The following is a 21,677-nucleotide window of genomic DNA, read 5'->3' as shown; positions in this document are numbered from 1 at the left end:
ATCGGCACACGAGGGAAGAGAGTATCTGGCGAGTGCTTCCTTCAAGGTGTCCAACGTCCATAAGTAGAAACTCCAGTCCGGATTATGCCGCATCCACGACAAGCGCCAAGCGTGGTACTTCTCGGGGTTTCAATCCACGCGCCCACGCGGGGCGCGACAACAAGCTCGGGCGAAGGTTCAAATGCATAGGATTGTTTCAATCCACGCGCCCACGCGGGGCGCGACCGTGGCAGGTCTATCTCTATAAAATCAATAATCTTACACGGTCACTTCCGCGAACCCTGCCGCGAAAGTACTAAATTTTTAATTCCATTTCAAAGAACAGTATCTACAACTGATTGTTTTTGTTCATTATTTATAATTCGCGAACCTAATAGTATGCTCCTGATTGACCTAGGTTCGCGCTCGATATTTACACTATCAAAAATCCTTCCGGATCGTAGGTTTGCTTTGCTCCAACATGCTCGACCCTGCGTTTCCAATTAGCGCCGAGAAAATAGAACCGTAAGCTGTCAGTTTTTAAATCTACTATGTCAACTAATGCCTGTTTAAAAACTGCCCACTTAGCGGAATCGATTAAACATTCAAATACGGAATTTTGTACCCTTTGCCCAAAGTCTTCACATTTTTTCGCAACGTCACGAAGACGTTTTCGTCCTTCCGAAGTTTCCGTATTGACATCATAGGTTACTAAAACCATCATTTTTCACCGCCTTTTTTACTTCCATACAAAAGGAGGATACCCGTCAAGGTCTCCTCGTAAATGACGTGCTAAAAGACGTGCCTGAATATACGGTAATAGACCAAGAGAAACTTTCTCGTCAAGAAAGGGATGTACCAATTCTTCCCGTTTCCGTTCTTGATATGCTTTAAGGACTTCTTTTTTTGTTTCAGGCGACATAGTTACTGCACCTGATTCGGTTTTCTTGAACCCATCAGCTTTTACCTGTTGGCGATTAATGAGTGTAAGCACGAGTCGATCCGCGAAAAACGGTCTGAATTCTTCCATTATATCAAGTGCAAGGCTTGGCCTGCCGGGCTTGTCGGCATGTAGATAACCCGCCTGCGGATCAAACCCTACTGCTTCACACGCCCCAACGCAGTCATGTGCAAGCAAAGTGTAAACAAATGACAGTAAAGCATTAACATTGTCAAGTGGTGGCCTACGGCTGCGCTCCTTGAAAATGAAGCCGTCCTTTTGAGCGACAATAAGCTGATCGAAAGCCGAAAAATAGGCATGCCCAGCCTGGCCTTCTTTACCCCGAACAGACTCAAGATCGGTTTCACGACGCAATTCTCCGATGATATTCTTCAGATAATTGGCGCATTGAGTCAATGCGTTGCACGCCTCAGCGTCAGCGCCGTCACGAACTGCTCGCAGTAATACTGCCCGGCAATTGGCGAGTTTCCCAATAACAAAGGCTTGGGCTAATGCCGTTGTTTTTTCCGAATTATCCGCGCGCCTATATTGTTCTTTCCGCAATAGAATATTTCCGGAAACCGGCCCGTTCACCCTTGCAAGAAACCGACCCTGTTCTGTAAGAAAAGAAATCGTCACGCCGTTATCGGCACAGAGTTCCATGAGCGGCGGAGAAAAGCCCACACCGCCAAGGCATACGATCCCTTCAAGGGCGACCGTGGGCACCTGTAATTTTGTTTCATGCTCGACGCGCACTACAACAGTCTCGCCTTCTTTGGACAGGTAAGCGCCAGGTGTGGTTACGAAAAGAGTGTTGAGAAGGTGTTTCATAAAATCATCTCTTCCAAATACTTTTCCACACTTTTCTCCTTCCCTGCCTTTGGCACGCAAATATCGACAAGCGAACAACGGTCGCATTTCTTCTCGTAAACCGCAGGCGGCGTTACTCCCTTTGAAATCAGTTCGTGAAGGCGTTGGGACATTGCCAATGTCTCACTTCTCAGCGTTTCGTCGAAACGTACTTCATGCCTCTTATGCTGCGCACCATAAAACAATGCCCCATTTTCGATTTTTGTATTCAGCATTTCTTCAAGACACATTGCCTGAGCGCATATCTGCATCTCATCGCATCGGTCGCTTTTAGGTTTACCACGCTTGTACTCCACGGGGAAACACCGCCATACCCCTTTTTTTCCTGGGAGTGCAACTCCATTTCCCGATCTATGGAATTCCACAACATCCGCGACACCGGACAAGCCTAATTCAAGTGAACGCAACTTGAGCCCCCGAACGATGCACACATCGCCGCGAGATTCGGTCTCCTGTCCATGCACACGTTCATGAAGGATACGACCTTCTGTGGTCAGTCTGTTTTCCGCCCATGCCTGCTCAATATGAATAAGACAGCACTGGCGTTCGCAGAATGCAAGGTGCTGAATAGCAGAAAGCATAAGAAGATCAGACTCCGAAAACATTCGTCCCTTCCTTGCTCAATCTTTATAAAACTAAGAAAACAGATTATAGCTTTTCTATTACCTCTACACCCGAAGGCAAGCCAGATTTATTGAACTGCACCGTATAATCAGAAAATGCCCGGGCTGGTTTTAATGGATCATTTGCCCGATTAACAGTCACAAGATCGAAAAGCTTGTGCGCCGGGGTCGTGCCGAGTTCATTTGAATGTTTGAAAACAATAAGTTTACGGGTGGACATTTCACCACGCGCGGCAGAACGGTCATGCTCAAACATATTAATCAACGCTTCCCACAAAAGTGCAAGATCTTCTTCGCTGAAACCGGTTTGTGTTGCAAGCGGCGCAGAAATAAAACCGTGCGAACGATAGAGACCATAAGGTATGGTATGCTTGCGCCCCATAGTTCGATTGTCACCGCTCTGTTTATCTGCCTCTGCCTGAGTAGCAACAGCCATACGTGTAATCGAATGTTCGAGTGTCACAACAGGTTCAATAGAACGACCAAAAGTAAATTGCACCGGGCCGCGAACTTGGCCTGCATTTTTTCCAGTGCTCATTACTGCGCCAAAAGTCCGTATGTCAAAGTAATTTTCACACATCCATTTTCTTGCCTCTTCAGTCTTTTCTCCCTTTTCTTTAGATTTAACATTTTCCTGTTCGTGGGCTTCGTCAATAAGATTATTAAGTATCGCTTTTTCTTTGATGAATATATTAAAAGGCTTTTTTAGGTCATTTTTCATTTGAACGTAATTTCGTACCTTTCTTTTTAAACACACATCAGTTACAAGGCCAAATCCCGTTTCAGGATCAAGGCGGGGCATATTTCCCGCATCAGGGTCCCCATTGGGATTACCATCTTTAACATCGAACAGCAAAACAAACTCATAACGATTCATTACGGTATTCATTTTTCTTCTCCTTTTTTGAAAAAGTTCTGGTATTGGTGATAATATCCCACAGCAAATCTACCTTGGTCTGCCAGAGCAAGATGAGGAGGATATTCTGAAATTCCTTCATGAATTTCTCCAATAAGTTTTTCAAGATTTACAACTCTACCTTTATTTTCGAGTTTCGCAATGTGGTGATTTTTAAGACGTATAAGAATGGGAAAAACCACCGTCGGCGTTCCTGATGCAGAAGCATAATACCGATCCCGTATTGTGGTATTAATGCCAGGACTAGCCTCTTCCTGCGTTTTTTGTAGTACTGCAAACAACCGTCCAAGACGGTAGCCTATATTCAGGTTTTGCTCGTCTAATGACATACGCAGTTCCTCCTTCTGGTTTGAGTTTTTATATCGTATTTCACGGTTAATGCACGCTTTGATAAGACAAACCCTGTAATAACTCGGCCCCTGTTCAACTTTATTTCGCAGGACGGAAGCTTGCAAAAGGGTACGAGGGTAAGGAATACCGGCAAGAATGCTTCGCATGAATTCACCTGCGATGTTAGGGGGTATGTTGTCGGCTTTTTCCTGTGATGCAATATGCACAAGCAGGCGAAATAAAGAAGGGTACTCTTGATCTTTTGGCCCACGTTCTGCAATCATCAGATCATCGAAATGCTGGCGGATATTAGAGGCTAGTTCGCGTACTGTACATACATTCCAGAAACGCACAGCAATACGCGCTGCATTTGGTGAAAGACCTAGTACATAAAATAGGGTATCACCTTCTTGATTTACATATGCACCATTCTCTATAGATTTATACAATTCACGAACAGTTCGGGTGTTTCTCTCCGGATCGTCTTTTTCAGGTTCACCGAAAATGTCCGCCATCTGCTCTTCCAAGCGTTCAGCCTTTGCAGCCCAAAAAACTGTGGTTGCCTCTCCAACTAGCATGTGTTGTTTGGATTGCTTGTTGAGCAGATGATTCAATGCCGTAGTGTAAGCAAAAGCCGCGCTTTTGCTTACAGGCGAATTATTTCCTTTAGTTTTTGCGAACGAATTAAACGCATCAAGATTAAAAGATACGATATTTCCGCCAGTAGTATTTGCACCGTATACACCTTTTATTGAAGCATGGAGTTCAAGTATTTCTGCTTTTTCACCAGTAAGAAGACATAATCCTTTTTCTGAAGCGGGAGGTTCGGCGTTTTTGATTAACGAATTTCGTACAGCTTCCCTCTCACAAATCAAACGAGTTTGTCCCGCAAGCCGAAATGAAATAAATGGCCCCACTTCCTTTATTTCTTCAAATGCTTGCTGTTTCATAACATTATCTACATAATCTGTTTTTAAGTAAAAAGCTTTGATCGCCTCTATACCTTCATCACTAATTCCAGCTGTTGCATCTTCAAACCGTTTGCGAAATGCAAAATGTTGTTCAGGTGCAGCATCTCTCTTGCCTTCACTTTTAGTTTTTATTCCCAATACGTAAGCGGGATTGTCCCAATAGAGATTGGCAGCAGTACCACTTGATCGCTTTACTGCCTGTGGAACAAGAAATGTCCTCGCGCGCTTCTTTCTTCCTTCCCCCTCTCGCGTATCCTCGATTTGAACAAGATTTCCTGTTTTGTCTAATACTAGTACAAAAGGGATTTCTTTCCATTCAAATCCTTCCGGTGCAATTTGAGCAGAAGGATCAGCGGCTTTCCGGTCGTAATATTCCTTTAAGGCTAGTAGTATCATCCGCGCACCTCCAAGCTATTAGATAGTGGTACTTCAATCACTCCTGATTTCATCTGTGCGCGATAAATTCTAGGATAGCAAATTTCCGTACAGGTATGAACATGTGAATTGTCTTTACTCGTATCATGATATATGTCATAAAGCATAAAACCAAGGTCACGATCCTCGGCAATAGGCGTAGCAAGTGGCGCACCTTCACGTATAAGCCGAAAATTTACGGGGAATTCGCGGCAACCAAAGTATGGCCTGTGAAAACATTGACCGTTTTCCGCCCTGCGTGCGAACATTGCGGTAAATTTTTCTTCAGTGTCTTCGGTGCCGGCCTTCTCCGTCATATTAAAACGAGCATGGATTCGATAGGCCACATCTTTAAGGAAAAGCCCGGCGCGTTGCTGGCGCTCATCCTCAATGAATATGCCTGCGATATTACGGGGCGAAGCGACTTTCCCAACTTCATTGCGCCGTACTGAAATCCATTTTATAGGTTTTAGCACCTCGATTTTTGTCACCTGCCAAATAATGGCCGGTTTCCATAGTATTGCCTCAAAAATAGACCGGGCGGCAGAGGGAGTTATCACGTCATAGCTCACGCGCTCCACTTTCATCTCTGGCCGCGTGAAACAGGCGTATTCTCCCCATACCTCCAAGCAAAAGCCTTTCATAGGTTTTACCTCCTTATTCTGAAATTATCATTTTTTCCGAAGAAAAATATTTTTGATAAATATCGAGGCCAACATCTTCTTTGTAAACGTCCAACGTTGTGGTTGCCCAGATGCCCTCGTATACTTCTTTGATGAAGCCTTTAGCATACATTTCATCGAAAACATTCTTATATAGGTTCACAGTGTAGCGTTGAAGTTTTCGCATGTTTTCCCTGTTAGGCCCGGCAAAACTCAGGTTTCTAAGTATTTCTTCCGTTTCAGAGCAAAGGATAAGGACAGAAAAAGTCGATCCTTCCGGAATAAGCGTAAACCTGTTGGCAGCGGTACGAAACCAGAAATTTCCTTTACCAGCTTCTTTTGTAACGAGATCAATAATACCTTTCTCATCGAGATCATTTATTGATGAATAGAAGAGGGAAAAAAACTTTTCGAAAATTTCCGGCGTACTAAAATTCACATTATCTATGGCTAATAGTTCTTTAGTGCATTGTTCAGCTTTCAGCAATAATCCCGACGGAGAACTTTGCGGAGGATTAAACACATAAACCTTTCCCTTGACCAACCTTCCTTCCCTGTTACAACGCCCGGCCGCTTGTGCGATGGAATCAAATCCTGCAAAGGCGCGATACACAATTGGGAAATCTATATCAACCCCAGCTTCAACCAATTGAGTAGATACCACTCTTATGTTTTCACCATTATTTAGTTTTGTTTTAATATTTTCAATTACCCCTGACCGATGTGCACCATGCATGAGAGCGGAAAGATGCAGTGTGCCTTTCGGCATTCTGTCAAATAATTCACGGCAATCCTTTCGTCTATTAACAATGCACAATACACTTTCGTGTCTGCAAAGTTCTAGTGCAATTTCATCCCATGTTTGCGATGCATTTATTTCATGCGGAAATTTGATTTCTACTCGTAACAAGTCCTTATAGAGGCTTTCCGATTTTTCCGTTATCGGCCGAACATCCTTTAAACCATAGTCAATGGCATTTCTTTTTAGAATTCCATTTTCATTCAATGCCGGTTGAGTGGCGGTAGACAAAACAAATGTAACCCCAAAGATTTCCTTAAGCGTATTCATGGCTAAAAGTATTGGTTGTAAAAACTCTGGCGGTAATAATTGTACTTCATCCAAAATAACTACCGAATTTAAAATATTATGCAGTTTGCGACAGGTACTGGAACGTGCTGCATATAATGATTCAAAAAATTGAACGCTTGTGGTGACAATAAGCGGCGCATCCCAATTTTCTGAAGCAAGACGATTTAAGACCGTATCTTTTTCTGCGGCTATATTACTATGATGTTCGACTAAGGCAGATTCCCCAAATACCTTGCGAAATACATCAGCGGTTTGTTCAATTATACTTGTATATGGAATAACATAAATGATCCGTTTTTTGTTATAGGAAAGTGCATGATTGAGCGCAAAGGCCATGCTTGATAGTGTCTTTCCGCCGCCTGTAGGAACAGAGAGAGAAAAGAAACCGGGTTCTTGCGAAGAAATATTTTTACACTGCTCAAGCACAATCTTTCTCGCTTCATTCACCTTAGAAGGTACCGCCTCTTTTGTCTTCCTTTCCATGAAAGAATCAAATCGTTTTTTCAATTCCTGTAAGAATGGATATTGATACCGCTGCAATCCTTTTTCGGAACATATAAATCTTTCTGTATCAAGGAAATCAGCATCTACTACACAAGAATAGAGAACGCGTATCCAGAAGGAAATATTTTTTTTGTTGAGACGTGAGCCATTTTTCGGTAACTCTTGAGGAAACCTTGCATTGCGTATTGAATCCGGAATGTTTGAAAGTAGTTTATTAAATACTTTCTTTTCATTATTATCAGCAATGCGATTTTGAAGTGCTTTTCTCCCAGTATATTCTGTGCCCCAATCTGCCAGGCCTGCATGATGCCCGGCTATGATATATGCCAAGATTTTACCCAGTTTGACATTGGATTGAATGGCCTGAAAAGCGCCATGAATTGCATGTTGTACGCGCGTTGCGACTTTTTCTTCGTCATCATCGGTTTTCCCGGTTGCACGGATATACGATTGAAACCCTTCCGAGTATTTTCCTAAATCGTGCCAGAGTCCTGCTAAATATGCCCACGACTTCCAGTCTTCGATGTTAATAAAATCAGCAGCCATTTTTGCCACATTCAATAAATGCTCTTCAAGCGGTTGGGTTTGACCATCTTCGCGGGTATGGGCAATAAATTCTTTAATCATAATTTTTAATCAGGATTTTCCGTTATTATATATAAATGTAAGGCCAGCTTTCGTCTTCATTTTTAAGATGGTTTTCACCTTTCGAAAGTGCTTTTACTGCGGCGGACCGATTGCCAATGGTTTATTTCACTATTATAATTACATATTGTCATGCTCACCTTTTCGGCTTCATCGCGTGCTCTGGATATGGAAAAGGCAATTTTAATCTGTAATTATATACTACCTGCAAATTATTATTCCGCAATCCCAAAAGCAAATAACCACTCCGCCTTTACTCTTAGGCTCCTTTTATAAAACCCTTTACTTTGTCACCAACTGAAAAAGGGGAAATCATAAAGACAGTTTGGAAATTATTTTGAAAAATTGAATATAATAACAGGTAAAACAATATGTTTTTAGGTATTTTTTAAGCATTTCCCCTAGCAGAGCTGGCTCTTTTTTTTCGTTATTTATTGAATATTTCAGCATACTTTCAGGGTTCTTTTAGGGTTCTTTCGGGTTTCTTTTTCCTATCCTTTTTTTACATGCAGGGAATATCTAATTTCTGAAGTGTGGAAGGCATAGTATTGAGGAAGGGAAGTCGGCATTGTCAAGGCTGTTACAAGACGGCCTAATATAATAGGCCGTTTAAATAAATATTCAGTATACCGTTTACTATCTATTACTTGTTATGCCAAAATAAAGGAATAAGAAATGATCAGAAAAATTGCCTACCAAATAAATGATCTGTCTCATGAATACAAGATAGGAAACTTACAACGCATTCGTAAGGACATTAAAAAATTTAAAAGAAGACCTGGTTCGGATATTTTTACGGACGAAACTATTGATAAAAATGATGGGTGGGCATTTCATTTTGGCGGCAGAAAAGAATTACAATTCAATATTGGACTTGAAGAAGATGGATTCAGATATGGTATTGCACTGTCTTTACAAGACAGCCAAACCGTACCAGACATTTCACTGTTGTTTCCAAAGGCAAAGAGATTGAATCAATTTATTCGGCAATTTCCAGATTTCTTTGCGGAATATCAAATGTGGAGTCATTATGGAAATGAAAGAAGTAATATCGGACCAGTGAAAGAGATTACAGAAGACTTATTGAAATTACATACTTTCATATTTATTGGAAAATTAGTAGACGAAAAGAAAATTGATTTGAGGCAAATTCTACAAACCTACGATGAGCTATTAAAACCTTACGTTTTTGTGGAAAAAGTAGATAATAGCGAAATTATTGAATTCGAACAAAATGAAGATGGGGAATTTAGTTTTGAAGTGAAAAAGAGGAAATTGCCAAAAAATAGAGAATATACTCTTGAATCAAAATCCATAAATTTAAGTGTAAGACATACTTTAGTTCAAGAAAAACTTATGGAAATATTGTGTAAGAAATTCGGATATGAAAATGTTTCAGCGGAGCATCAAATTGGAGGCAAGAAAATCGACATCGTTTTAAAAGACGGAAATAAATACGTTTTTTATGAGATAAAGATGAACGGGTCAGCAAAGGCATGCATCCGAGATGCGATTGGACAATTAATGGAATACGCCTATTGGCCCAACAAGCAAAATGCTGATTCGTTGGTTGTAGTAGGAGAAGAAGAAATAGATTCAAAAACTGAAGTCTATCTAAAACATTTGAATAATAAATACAATTTACCAATACAATATGAGCAAATATCAATCAACTGAGACATGGCATAACCAGTCGCTAAATCATGGCTGTCCGCATCTGCAAATAACTTTGGTTTGAAGGCGCTCGGTTCTTCAGGCAAAATTGGTGGTTTGCAAAGAGAATATGCGGTCGTCAGTCCAGTATATCAGCTATGGCGTTATTACCTCAATAAACAACGAAAAAGCATGAAGTAAGTACCTAAAAAAGTATTGAAAAAGCAGCGAAATTAGCCCGAAATAAGCCGGATTTTATCTGTACGCGCATCCTATAATTTGCTGCGAAGTACGGCGTTTTATATACGAAAGAAACGAAATATTGCAAATTTTAATGAACGTTAGAGCATGTGGATTATATTATGCGTATATTGTGTAAAAGAAGGGGGGCTTCTTTTCTACGGAGGACATCATGAGAAAAAATACGCCGTGTCTTGTCTTTCTGGCCGTAGTGCTGGTGACGGTGTTTTTTACAAAGCAGGTATTTTCTAATTATGTGGAGGGGATAGACACTACGGATGCAATGGGGAATGGGCTAGATTCAACATTCAGAATCGTTGGGGTCAGCCCATACCAATCCATCTACGGCCAGCTACTGCACTATGATTTTGGGGTCTGTGTTGATTTTATTACTTGGTGTGGCTGTGGTGGGTATTTTAACTATTCTTTTGACGACATAACAATGTCCCCGAAAGGACCATTCGTGCTGACGGGTTATAATGATATTTTTAAGTGCTTTGTAATAAAAAGCAACAAGGACAGCACCTATTCAAAAGTTCAATTGCTGCAGTACCTTTCTGGAAAGAGGTACGTTTACAAATATGGCACCAACTCCACTCCAAACGACCGCATGCTGATTCAGTCCGATTATAACCGCTCAATCCTCTACAAACCGAACAATTTTTGGTATTTTAATCAATTAGGTAACTTCGGCGGCATGCAAATAGACACAGTATCATGGAACCCGCCGCTACCGAACAATAACCATTTGCTTGGGTATATCTTTTATCGCTCAAAAAGCGGGGCTGTTATTGATACCAATGCACCTGTAAACCTAGCACAATGGGATTCCATTTCATTCTTCGATGCAACTGGTACGGATTCTACTTTGCCTTACCACCTAGTGAATGGTCAGAACTTCAATAGCGGTCAGTACATCAATTTTGTAGCGGTATACGCCGAGGGCAGGTCGAACTTCCTGTCAGGATATGCTATGCTCGACTGCATTACGACGGGTACGATCCAGCAGCCTTCAGCCACCCATTTGCTACCGAACACTATAAAAATAACCACATCAAAAGGCGGCTTCAGCATCTCGTTTCAAGGATTCCTTAACGTTCCTTCTTCCATCTCACTCTTTTCCCTCTCTGGCCAGGAAGTGGCACGATTTCCCGTTTCTGGGAACAGGGCGGCTTTCTTGAACCCTATACACTGTAATTTGGGTGTAGGCCTATACCTTCTCCGCGCCGACCTTCCTGACCACAGCGTCCTCACCCAGCCGTTCATGTTCACAAAATAGAATTATATGCAAAGGGGAATTTCACCAGAGCGCGGTCTTGTCAGGCTGTGCTCTTGATAACGGTGCCCATACCGCAAACATATTAAAACTTAAAAAACAACGAAAAAGCAAGATGAAAGCACAGAAAAAGCATTGAAAAAGGCTATTAAATAAGCCCGAATAAAGCGAGATTTTATGCAAATAACGCGGTTTATTTGTATTATGCCTAATACGGTGCCTGAACAACAGCCCTTTTGAAGCATTAAAGGAACTAATATGAAGCTTCAAACCGCTCCTTTAACTGAAGATCAGAAATTCTGGATTTCTGAAATTCTGGAATTCTATAAAAGAAATGAAATGCCTGATGAGGCAAAGATTCTTCTTAATTGTCATGAAAAATTATCTTTAAAAAATTTGCCTTACCGCAACATGGACGTGAGATTATTCAGCAACGGGTTACTGAATATTTACGGCATTTATTGTTTTGATCCTGAACACGATTTCATCAAGCAAATCGATCTTATTCTCAAGTATATAAAAAGTGATCTGCTAAAGAAGCGAAAAATACCACGAATATTCACGGCTGAAGAACTGAACCAAGCAGTATCTATTTTAGATCAGCATGTGAATGTGTGCTTCAGATTAATAAGGGATGCCGGCAATTTTGCAGATGGGTCAATGAACCCAGATGGGGGAATCGGTTGTCCGTCGATAACCATACATTACGTTTCCACCGCACAGAATTACCGGCAATACAAATCTATTGATTCATTACTGAAGTTTTTTCCAGAAGCGCCTCAGGTCCCGCTTGCCCATGCCGCCGAACTTACAGCCGAAAGAGTAGGGTATTTGGAAAAAGGCAGTGTCTCAACAATCAGGCTTTTTATCCATAAAAAAATTCTTCAACCAGATTTAGAGCTTCTTCTATCAAAGAACCCGCGCGGGCCGAAAAGAAGCGACATTCCCAAAATCTCTGATTCTTCGGCGAGAAAACCCGAAGAGTTTGAAAAATGCCCTGAAGGGTATGAATCAAGGGTCGAATGGGTTCCCGAAGGAATTTCTGAGAAAACCTTATACAGGGTGTTGAACCTTCCTATTTCCGATGCATTAGTGTTAATAGATCACCTGCGTTTGCTTTCCAAATAATTCTGTCCGTCAAAATCCCCGCCATAATTGCGATTAAGTGATAAAAATGGAAAATATTTATTTCCTCCATTTTTAGCCTTTTCATTCTCTGAATTCTTACAAGTTCCCTAGCAATCCTTCAAATTCAATAAAAAGTTTTACTCCTGAATTTTGTCCGCTAAATATTCCTATTATAAATTTGCATTCGTTTTACGGACATTTTTTTTAATCCAAAAGGAGCAGACGGCCATGAAAGAACAAAGCATCCTTCCCGAATCTGAATACTTGAATGCCCGGCAGCTTGCGAGAAAACTCAATGTGTCTTTGAAGTCCATTGAGAAATGGACGGCGCAAAGGCGGATACCTTGCGTGAAAATAGGGTATCACTGGCGGTATCCGGTTATTGAGATAAATAAACGGTTGCTTTCCGGGCAATTGGTCTCACCTTTAGAAAAGGCGGAATAGGTCATGATTGCGGAAATTTTTAGTATATTAAGGGTAGTGTGCAACGGTATTCATAGAAAGGTCTATCTATGAATATCGAGCAATTAGACGCCGAATTGTGGCTCCTTGACGCTAGGGTTACAAAGGACGGCATACAGTACCGCAAGAGACTAAGGTTTAATGGCAGTCGGAAAGATGCCGAGCTGCGGTACTGGATGCTGAAGAACGAGCTGCATGAGAAGGCGAAAAACAGCAATCGCTCTTTGAATCTTAAAGTCACTACCCTTGAGCACATAATTGACTATTACCTTGCGCGGCATGAAGTACCGCACAATTCCATCTGCTATTTCAATCGGCTTAAAAGGGATTTGGGCGGGGTGGAGTTGGACGATCTTCGAGACCGGTTTGACAAGTATCTGCTCTTGCTCAGAAAAACCAAGAGCAAACGAACAGGCCAGGTTTATTCGAACCAGACCATAAATCACATGCTGAAATGGGCGAGGTCTGCGATTAATTTCTGCCTCAGAAACGGCCAGGTTGAAAAAAACCCGCTCCAATATTTCGGCATGCTTAAAACGGTTCCTCGAAGCCGTGTCCTTACTCAGGAAGAAAAAGACCGGCTGCTTGCAGTTGTGAAAGAGGAAGCGCCCCGCCTGTACCCGATGTTGCTTTTCAGTTTTCTTGTTCCTTCCCGCCGGGGAGAATTGACCAGTTTGAAACGGACTGATTACGATATGGTCAATAACTGCATTATAATTCCCGGAGACAGGACAAAGAACGGAAAGACGTGTGTTAAGCCGGTTCCCGATTGTCTTAAGGAATACATGCGAAACGTGCCTGTAGAAAGCGAGTATCTGTTTTACCGGCAGGATTGGCGGGGGAACTATCATTCATTGGGCGACTTTCACAAGTCAATGAGGCGGTGCATAAGGCTTGCGGGGATCGATAATTTCCGGTTCCATGATACGCGAAGGCAGGCATACACTGATTTACTTTTGGCAGGGAACGCCCCGCATATCGTAATGCAGGTGTCTGGTCATTCAACGGACATGAGCAAGGTTTATTTCGGGCGCGACGGTTTGTATGCCGCAAAAGCGCTGAAATTTGCCACGACTTGTACGAACGACAAGTACTCTCAAGGAGGTGACGTTGCCATTCCGCAAGATTGCAAGGATTTAGGGGTTTGAAATTCTCCTCTGTCAAGCCGGAGGTCGCGAGTTCGAGCCTCGTCCAGCCCGCCATAAGTAAAGCCCACTTCCCGGACAGGGAAGCGGGCTTTTTTATTTGGACCAGGGGGCGTCGGCCCCCGGACCCCGACCAAGGGGCGTTCTGCAGCAAACGCCCCTTGGAACCCCGCGCCGCCCAGCAGTGGCGCTTATCGCCGCGGCCTTCGGGGGGCTGCGGAACAATGGAAACTATATTGTAAAGCATTTCCCTCCGCGAAATGCGGACTCGTCCTCGCCCCCAATCCTCCGGCCGCGGCTGCGCCACTGATGGCGTCTGAAAAAAGAGAAAAAGAAACCTAATGATGATACCCTCCCTGGATCACGAGCGGCCAACCATTGGGCCCTCAGGCCGTGACTGATGGCGAAGGAAAAAAGCAGATTGCGATCAAATAATGGAGCCTGAACAGGTGGCTAAGGTAACCGGATTAAGTCCTAAGGTGCCCGAATTAGTGAGTCAGGCGATCAAAAAGGTGCCTCAGGTGGTCGGAAAATGTGGTCGGGCGGGCGGAAAGCAGTGTCAGGCGCTCGGAAAATGCGGTCAGGCGATAAAAAAGATGCCTCAGGTGCCTGAAAAGTGCGGTCAGGTGACCGAAAAGGCGGGTAAGGCGGCCAAAATAGCGGGTCAGGTGCATGAAATGAAAGATGATTCGGCAATCCAGAGGCAGTTTTAGGCCGCCTGACGAGTCCTGTGCGCTTGCGGACAGGACGCTAATCTGTTTAAATGGTACCGCGAAATGGATTTCCTTGACTTTTCCGGTTGCTGGGATGGATAATTAAAGTATAGCCCTGAATGTTTTTTACTATTGTTTCGCAAGGGTAAGGTGGTGGTGCTTCGCACCTCTTATGTTATATCGTTTGCCCTTTGTCACTTTCGTTCCATAAGGGTAAGGTAATGGTGCTACGCACCGTCTATTGTGTCGTTTGCCCTTTCTTGACAGCAAAGCAAAGTATGTATTGTGAAATCATTCACCTTGCAGATTGACCGCAACCTGTTCAGGCGTTTTTGGGCAACCCTTAAAGCCGGGGAGCCTTTATGGCCGCAGCATACAGGCCTGCAGAAAAAACACGCCAATCTAGAACGCAGCAAACCGCTTGACCCATACGACATAAAACTTGCTTTTGGGTTCTGGAATACGTAGATTTTGCAAAGTAACGCTGAAGTCGGTCAAGAGCGTATTTGTCGCCTGTTGGGGCATAAACGGGCTCCTTTAGAAATGATCCCTTTACCGGTTAATAATTATTGTTATGTTGTCTGCCGACTTAATTATTTATGCCGTTTAAAGACTAATATCTGTTAGGCCATGAAAATTATGAATATTACAAAGCCATCAACGGAAATAATTAGACACTATTTGGATAAATGGGATTCGTTGCAAAATTATGTGTTACAAGAAAGCAGCTTGCGAAAATTGTTTACTAAGACATATCCGGAAAATACAAATATGGACGATGTGTTAATTAAGGTCTGCGCTCTGAACGATTTTTACAGTACAAATATATTTTCCCCATTTAAAGTTGCCGACCACATCGTTTCCTTGAATATCGACAAAAGGTTAAACGAAAATGATTTATCATTAGTTAATAATATCGCAAGCATTAAAATGAATCACAACAAGCAAATCAATTTCTATTCCTTCGCAACCAAATATTGCAGCCACCATAAGCCAGAAATATATCCCATTTTTGATTATTATGTGGAAACAATTATTTGTCATTTTAAGATAACTTATAACTTCTGCAATTTTCAGAAATCAGATTTGAAAGAATATGAAAAGTATAGAAATATACTTGTCAATTTCCAACGTTACTTCGGGTTAAATGAATTTACATTAAAGGAAATTGACAAATACTTATGGCAGGCAGGAAAAGAATATTTTCCAAGGAAATACAATAAAAAAGGCCTAACAACGCGCTAAATCATGACCGTCCGCATTTGCAAACAGCTGTGGTTCGCGGGCGGCAGTTTCTTCATACAAGATTGGTGGCGTGCGGAGAGTAAATGCGGTCGTAGTCCGGCATATTAGCGCGGCGTTAGGCATTATAAAAGAAAAATAAATACGATTCTTTAAAAGAAATATCATGTAGGTATCGTCATGAAATGGCTTACAAACCCTCTTGTTTCCTTACTGCTAAATCTGGCAATGCTGACTGTCGCGATTATCGCACTCATAGTAGCACGGCAAACATTAACAGAATCTAACCGACAATTCATAGAAAACTCCATTGCTGCTGACAGTCTTTTCAAACTTCAACTGAAATATTCAAAAGATTTAAATGACTCGATAGTATCCCAAATCAAGATGCTTCAAAGTATTTCTAGCAAGCAAATGGAAATAATAGATCAGCAACTTGGTGTGGCAGTCCAAACGTATCATACACAATTATATTCTGGTAGACCGGTCATTGCATTAGGAGAAAGTAAAATTGCAAGCACCGAAGTTATTTCCTCCGATTCAATAAGTCCTCAAATCCTAACCCTATACTCAAATGTTGGTAAGAGACAAGCTGACAACCTCGTATTAAGAGCCTTTTTTGTAACACCAGATTTCTCAGGCTTACGATCAAGTGCCGCTTTCCCCTTGCAGTCAGAGCATTTGGAACCAGGTATCACAATGGAGTTAGAATTCAAACCACGCATTCTGGCTATACATAAAAAGGAATTTTACTATTGCATCGACTGTAGGTATACCGATGACATTTTAAAGCAGAATTTCTATTTTGTTCACTACTACAATTATCATGAAAGTAGAGGGCTATTCTATTTTAATAACTGCATCGATGCTGTGAAACCTCACATAAAAGAGACAATCAATAGATCAATGAGTTTGGAACGATTACCTCTATTTGACAACTAGCGGTATTATGCTTACACAAGTCATCTTAATGCCTAACAACGCGCTAAATCATGACCGTCCGCATTTGCAAACACCCTTGGTTCGCGGGCGGCTGGTTCTTCATACAAGATTTGTGGTTTGCGGCGGGAAAATGCGGTCGTAGTCCGGCATATTAGCGCGGCGTTATAGCCACACAAATATTAGAAAAAGAAAGGAATAAATCCATGAAGAAATATATTAAGTCAGCTGCTGAAATCGCACAAGATAATCAAGACAGATTCATAAAATCTATACAAGATCAAATCGAAAAGAATATTACGAATAATACGAATACGTCAGAAACAACGAATAATGCGGTAGAAAAAGTAGCCGTTAAATTAGAAACTGCTATTAATATTTTAACGACGTCCATGAATACAAGCATAGCAAATCTAATGTCTACTTTGAAGCAAAATAGCGACAATACGCATAAACTGGATCGCAAAGTATATTGGCTAAATCTTATTCTTGTAATTGCAACTGTAATAATGTCTAGCGCAATAGTAATTCAAGCATACATAGGATACTTGGCTTTCAAAGAGACCAGATTAGAACAAGGATATAAACAAGAAATAGAATTGCAACGGACAAGAATACAAGAGATACAAAAGAATGAAATGGAAATGGAATCTCTTTTGAAACGTTTCAATCAAAAAGACAAATCCAGTAGCAAAAACTAATTGAACCCTTTGAGACTGTAACAACGTTTCCAAAAGGAATGGCTAATGATTATAAGAGCGTTGGTTCTAGGTTTCATTATCGCAATAAATGTTTTTAGTAATGCTAACGATAGTTTAGGTGGTGATACATGTCCATGCATTAAAAAGCTCATTCTAAGAAAAACCTTGAAACCTGTTCATTTTGCAACACATGATACAGTTTGTTGTCCATCGCAGATTGTAAATAATATCAATACTTGTTGTGATTCCTTGCGACCCCGTAATAAGGAATTGAGAGAACGATCAAAGACCCCATCAGTTATCGAAGTACTTCTTGCGATTATTGCATTCTTGGGTGTCCTTGTAGGTTCAATTGTTCAAATAATTATATCAAAAAGAAACATTAAGGCCCAAATGATAATAGCACATAAGCAAATCAATGCTCAAATTGTTTCATCAAACAGGCAAATATGGATAAATGAATTACGGACCTTGTTAAGCGATTTTCGTGATAATATTGGAAGATACCACTTAAATCTTTTAGGAATTAGGATGCCTGGATTGCAATCACTTTCGGATGATCAATTGTACGCAATATACTCAAAATGCGCATTATTATCTTTTAAAATTGAACTGATGTTGTCCCCAGACTTTGATAAGAATCCCGAGAATAGAATAATATTGGAACAGATCAAAGTTATGATGTCAATGTTCGGCAATGAGCGTAATATTTCCAATAAGGGCAGTCATGATGAAGTAGAACTTGAATATTCCATCCACATGTATGAAAAGGTTGCAAAAAAGATACTGAAGGATGCTTGGGAAAAAATAAAACATAATGACTAGCTGCGCCACGCCTTGTGAGGGCAACGGTTCTAGAACAACAAAAAATCAAGAAATTAAACTTTAAAGGAGGTTTTTATGTCAATTCTATTCCGAGTGAAGTTCGCGAAAGGTGATCAGCAATTTGAAGCCGAAGGGGATAAAGCATTTGTACTTGAGATGCTTAAGCGATTTGAACTAGGAGTGAAAACTCAAATTAGGGAAGAAGATCCAAAGCCAGGTAAGGCTAAAATGCCCCAGAAACCTATTTCTGTTTCAGGCAAACAATTATCTGTTGGCGAATTCATCAGGCAAACTGGAGCAAAGAAACACACGGATGTCGTTCTTGCCTTTGGCTACTATCTTGAAAAATACTCTGGAGTTAGTGAATTTTCCCCTGCAGATATTAATTCATGCTACTACGAAGCAAAAATGGAAATATCAAATACTAGCCAAATGCTTTTCAGGGACATCAAACGGGGATTAATAATGGAATCAATGAATAGTAAAAATAAGCCTAAGAAGCTCTACACCTTAACAAGAACTGGTTTAGAATATGTCGAAGAGACGTTAACAAAGACAAATAACTAGGAGCTTGCTTTATATGCGCACAAAAAGAGTTGCGGCCGCATCTCCGCCTCGTGGCTCCTTAAAAACCTCATTATCCCCAATTCTCAGGTCGGCTTTTGAAGTTTTAGAGCATGGTCTTTGGCACTTTCTGCGTAGCGATACTACTACTGATATGAAATTTGCCTTATTGCATGTGGATCAATCAATCGAGCTATTACTGAAAGAAAGAGTCCGAATTGGCGGCAAATCAATCTATAAAGGGCCGAAAGAGACCATCACAATTTGGGGAGCCTACGATATTATTGAGAAAGAATTGCATTGTGTTATTCCTGAAAAGCCAAATCTGGAATTACTGCATGAAGAAAGAAATAGTATTCAACACAAATATTCAAACCCAAGTGCTGACGATGCTTCATTTCATATTGAAAATGCAATGGCATTTATTACCCGGTTTGTTAAGGAAGAATTGAAATTGGACATTGTTGACTACATTCCGAATGAATTTCTAACTCAAATAATGGGACCTTGACAAGAAAAGGGCTATAACAAGCGGTTCAACCCATGACCGAACGCGGGACCCAAACGCTCCCCTTGGTCGCGTTTCCCGCGTCGGCAGGTTAACCGCACGTTAGCAATTAGAAAAAGGAAAATAGAATGAGAAAAAGTATCCTTATTATTTTCCTCATTTCAATTCTTAGCAGCAATCTATTTGGGAAAGATAATAGAATATCATTGGAATTGGGATATCCAGATTTATTTGGAATTGAATACCAAAGAAATATTAATAATTTTTATATTGCTTTTTCGCCTCACATTCTTGCTTCAGTACTATTTTGTAACTGGAATAATTATTATTATAATTACAAATTCTATATTGCTCCAAGCTTGTCATTTGGATACATTTTTATTAAAAAGAGAATATTTGAATTAGGATCAGATTTGATTGTCACAACTGGCTATTTTGACAAAATTTATGAAGATACATTACGTGAAACACAATTTGAATTGGATTATGGATTAAGAATAAATCCAAGTTTTACGTTTTCCAAAATTACTTTGTCTATATTTGGTGGTTTCTTTATTGAGCATATTTTAAAACCATACGAATACGTGATATATCCAAACGGCAATTTTACTTTACAACCATCATTTGCACTGAAATTAGGATACAATTTCTAACAACGCGCTAAATCATGACCGTCCTGTACAGTGATGGTATTCACCTGACAGTTGCCTCTGTCAAGCATTGAGATTTATGCTGCTTTTTTCTTGATGTTTTTGTTCATTTCCTTGAGCTCTTTGACACCTTGTGAAAATACATGTATTGGCGTCCGTCCGTTCATGTTACGGCCTTGATGCGGACGTTTGGTGTTGTAGTGGATGAGATAGACATCGAGATCTTTCTGCATCGGTTCCAGGCTTTCGTACCACTTCTCTCGTCCCTTGGTGCGGAAGTGTTCGTCAAGAAGGGTCCTGTGTAACCGTTCAATAAAACCATTGCTTTGCGGACGCCGTATAGGTGTTTTTCTGTGTTCTATTCCTTCGAGCTGCAGGAAGAGTTCATACGGATGCCTTTCCGGGCGACCGCAGAACTCACGGCCGTTGTCGCTCAGGACCGTCTGTATCGGGCATCTATGCTTCTCAAAGAAAGGCAGAACATCTGTGTTGAGCAAGTGCACTGCGGTTACAGGAAGCTTGTTCGTGTACAACCGAGCCCAACTGTATCGTGAATAGCAATCAATCGCTGTTTGCAAATAGATTCGTCCAATGCCCTTGAGAGAGCCAACCATGAACGTATCAACGGCAACCAGTTCTCCTGGGGCGGACGTCTGAATATGCCGTTCACGAAATTCTGGGCTGAAGTGTTCCAGGAGTCGCACTTGTTGTTCAGTAAGTTGGAACTTTGTCTTGCTGACGGCCTTTTCCAGACGCAACAGCCGCTCATGCTTCGTTAGAAGATTGTTCCGGCTCCATACACCTCGAATTCCACCGGAACTGACGTTGGTGCCTTTGAGCTGCAGTTCCTGCGAGACACGAATGCAGCCTTGAGTGGGATAATGCAAGCAATGCTCAAGGATAGCCTTTTCGATCTCTTCACTCACGCGGTTAGGATGTGGTCCCCGAGGGCCTGGAATCCGGTCTAAAAGGCCTTTGGAGCCATAGGTCTGATAGTTGCGACGGATCTCATAGAACTGCTGGCGTGAATAGCCCATGATACGACACGCCCTGGAAACATTGGCCATGTCAGAAGCAAGTTCGAGGAGACTTAGCTTGCGACGAGCTATTTTCCCTTCCGTGGTCATAGAACACCTCCTTTTGAGTAATTTTAGTTCCGCAAAACCAAAATACTCGACAGAGGAACTATGACCACACTTTTCTGGTCAAGTGTCAGGTGAATACTATATCAATACAACCGTCCGCATCTGCAAGCACCTGTTGTTCACGGGCGGTTGGTTCTTCATATAAGATTGGTGGTTTGCGGAGAGAAAATGCGGTCGTAGTCCGGCATATTAGCGCGGCGTTATACCCAAAATTAGAAATGCAAAATGAAATGCTAAGATTATCGGACAAATGGGCACAAGTACTCCTCGATCAAACGGAAACAGGAATGGATTATCAGGTTGTTACCGTAATTCTGAAGGATGGAAGGGAATTTAAGCAGGCCATCCATTCCGGTGGATTTATCACACAAATTAGGGGATACGTCGGAATTCCTTTTTCAGAGGAAGAAATTAAGGAAATTCGAGTAACTCATGACAAATGGGATTGGAAAGCTGAACATTGAATTAATATCAGATAATCAATACAATAAATTCAAATTGGGATTCAGGAAAGACAGAATCAAAGAGGGTATAACAACGCG

Annotated in this window: 22 protein-coding genes; 14 read left to right on the top strand and 8 right to left on the bottom strand. The window is 41.4% G+C overall.

Going from position 1 to position 21,677, the window contains the following annotated elements:
• Positions 1-412: 412 nt before the first annotated feature.
• From cas2 to cas3, 7 genes are read right to left on the bottom strand one after another with little or no spacing between them, the layout of a single operon-like run.
• Complete coding sequence (gene cas2 / locus VLX68_02760) at positions 413-703, bottom strand: CRISPR-associated endonuclease Cas2 (GenBank protein ID HUI91146.1); 291 nt, start codon at positions 701-703, stop codon at positions 413-415.
• 15 nt (positions 704-718) lie between these two features.
• A complete protein-coding gene (gene cas1c, locus VLX68_02755) occupies positions 719-1,750 on the bottom strand; it encodes a type I-C CRISPR-associated endonuclease Cas1c (protein ID HUI91145.1) in 1,032 nt (343 codons plus the stop codon).
• On the bottom strand, positions 1,747-2,394 hold the full coding sequence (gene cas4 / locus VLX68_02750; protein HUI91144.1) for a CRISPR-associated protein Cas4: 648 nt from the start codon (positions 2,392-2,394) through the stop codon (positions 1,747-1,749). The genes cas1c and cas4 overlap by 4 nt, the downstream gene beginning before the upstream one ends.
• A 43-nt stretch (positions 2,395-2,437) precedes the next feature.
• Entirely contained in the window at positions 2,438-3,301 is an 864-nt protein-coding gene (gene cas7c, locus VLX68_02745; GenBank protein ID HUI91143.1) for a type I-C CRISPR-associated protein Cas7/Csd2, read from the bottom strand.
• A complete protein-coding gene (gene cas8c / locus VLX68_02740) occupies positions 3,298-5,025 on the bottom strand; it encodes a type I-C CRISPR-associated protein Cas8c/Csd1 (GenBank protein ID HUI91142.1) in 1,728 nt (575 codons plus the stop codon). The genes cas7c and cas8c overlap by 4 nt, the downstream gene beginning before the upstream one ends.
• Entirely contained in the window at positions 5,022-5,687 is a 666-nt protein-coding gene (cas5c, locus tag VLX68_02735; protein HUI91141.1) for a type I-C CRISPR-associated protein Cas5c, read from the bottom strand. The genes cas8c and cas5c overlap by 4 nt, the downstream gene beginning before the upstream one ends.
• A 13-nt stretch (positions 5,688-5,700) precedes the next feature.
• Complete coding sequence (gene cas3 / locus VLX68_02730; protein HUI91140.1) at positions 5,701-7,926, bottom strand: CRISPR-associated helicase Cas3'; 2,226 nt, start codon at positions 7,924-7,926, stop codon at positions 5,701-5,703.
• A gap of 693 nt (positions 7,927-8,619) precedes the next feature.
• On the opposite strand from cas3, the gene VLX68_02725 reads away from it, so the two are divergent.
• From VLX68_02725 to VLX68_02665, 13 genes are all read left to right on the top strand, one after another.
• The gene (locus VLX68_02725) at positions 8,620-9,621 is read left to right on the top strand and encodes a hypothetical protein (protein ID HUI91139.1); all 1,002 of its coding nucleotides are present in this window, start codon (positions 8,620-8,622) and stop codon (positions 9,619-9,621) included.
• A gap of 388 nt (positions 9,622-10,009) precedes the next feature.
• Positions 10,010-11,116, top strand: coding sequence for a hypothetical protein (locus VLX68_02720; protein ID HUI91138.1), 1,107 nt, complete (start codon positions 10,010-10,012; stop codon positions 11,114-11,116).
• 255 nt (positions 11,117-11,371) lie between these two features.
• Positions 11,372-12,241, top strand: coding sequence for a hypothetical protein (locus VLX68_02715; protein ID HUI91137.1), 870 nt, complete (start codon positions 11,372-11,374; stop codon positions 12,239-12,241).
• Positions 12,242-12,469: 228 nt separating this feature from the next.
• Positions 12,470-12,685 carry a helix-turn-helix domain-containing protein gene (locus VLX68_02710; GenBank protein HUI91136.1) on the top strand — a complete coding sequence of 72 codons (216 nt, stop codon included), beginning with the start codon at positions 12,470-12,472 and terminating at the stop codon, positions 12,683-12,685.
• 68 nt (positions 12,686-12,753) lie between these two features.
• A complete protein-coding gene (locus tag VLX68_02705) occupies positions 12,754-13,851 on the top strand; it encodes a tyrosine-type recombinase/integrase (GenBank protein HUI91135.1) in 1,098 nt (365 codons plus the stop codon).
• A gap of 431 nt (positions 13,852-14,282) precedes the next feature.
• Positions 14,283-14,561, top strand: a complete 279-nt coding sequence (locus VLX68_02700; GenBank protein ID HUI91134.1) for a hypothetical protein — start codon at positions 14,283-14,285, stop codon at positions 14,559-14,561.
• A gap of 285 nt (positions 14,562-14,846) precedes the next feature.
• On the top strand, positions 14,847-15,029 hold the full coding sequence (locus tag VLX68_02695; protein HUI91133.1) for a hypothetical protein: 183 nt from the start codon (positions 14,847-14,849) through the stop codon (positions 15,027-15,029).
• A gap of 954 nt (positions 15,030-15,983) precedes the next feature.
• Entirely contained in the window at positions 15,984-16,745 is a 762-nt protein-coding gene (locus VLX68_02690; GenBank protein ID HUI91132.1) for a hypothetical protein, read from the top strand.
• A 203-nt stretch (positions 16,746-16,948) separates the two neighbouring features.
• Positions 16,949-17,443, top strand: a complete 495-nt coding sequence (locus VLX68_02685; GenBank protein ID HUI91131.1) for a hypothetical protein — start codon at positions 16,949-16,951, stop codon at positions 17,441-17,443.
• 45 nt (positions 17,444-17,488) lie between these two features.
• Complete coding sequence (locus tag VLX68_02680) at positions 17,489-18,268, top strand: hypothetical protein (GenBank protein ID HUI91130.1); 780 nt, start codon at positions 17,489-17,491, stop codon at positions 18,266-18,268.
• 75 nt (positions 18,269-18,343) lie between these two features.
• On the top strand, positions 18,344-18,835 hold the full coding sequence (locus VLX68_02675; GenBank protein ID HUI91129.1) for a MarR family winged helix-turn-helix transcriptional regulator: 492 nt from the start codon (positions 18,344-18,346) through the stop codon (positions 18,833-18,835).
• A gap of 13 nt (positions 18,836-18,848) precedes the next feature.
• Positions 18,849-19,343, top strand: a complete 495-nt coding sequence (locus VLX68_02670) for a hypothetical protein (GenBank protein HUI91128.1) — start codon at positions 18,849-18,851, stop codon at positions 19,341-19,343.
• 125 nt (positions 19,344-19,468) lie between these two features.
• Positions 19,469-19,993, top strand: coding sequence for a hypothetical protein (locus tag VLX68_02665; GenBank protein HUI91127.1), 525 nt, complete (start codon positions 19,469-19,471; stop codon positions 19,991-19,993).
• A 74-nt stretch (positions 19,994-20,067) separates the two neighbouring features.
• Here the strand turns inward: VLX68_02665 and VLX68_02660 are convergent, their stop codons facing one another.
• On the bottom strand, positions 20,068-21,117 hold the full coding sequence (locus tag VLX68_02660) for an IS481 family transposase (protein ID HUI91126.1): 1,050 nt from the start codon (positions 21,115-21,117) through the stop codon (positions 20,068-20,070).
• Positions 21,118-21,422: 305 nt separating this feature from the next.
• Between VLX68_02660 and VLX68_02655 the strand changes: the two genes are divergently transcribed.
• Entirely contained in the window at positions 21,423-21,599 is a 177-nt protein-coding gene (locus tag VLX68_02655) for a hypothetical protein (protein HUI91125.1), read from the top strand.
• Positions 21,600-21,677: the final 78 nt, after the last annotated feature.

Source organism: Chitinivibrionales bacterium (assembly GCA_035516255.1).
In the GTDB taxonomy this organism is placed as follows: Bacteria; Fibrobacterota; Chitinivibrionia; order Chitinivibrionales; family FEN-1185; genus FEN-1185.
This window is presented reverse-complemented; position numbering and strand designations above follow the sequence as displayed.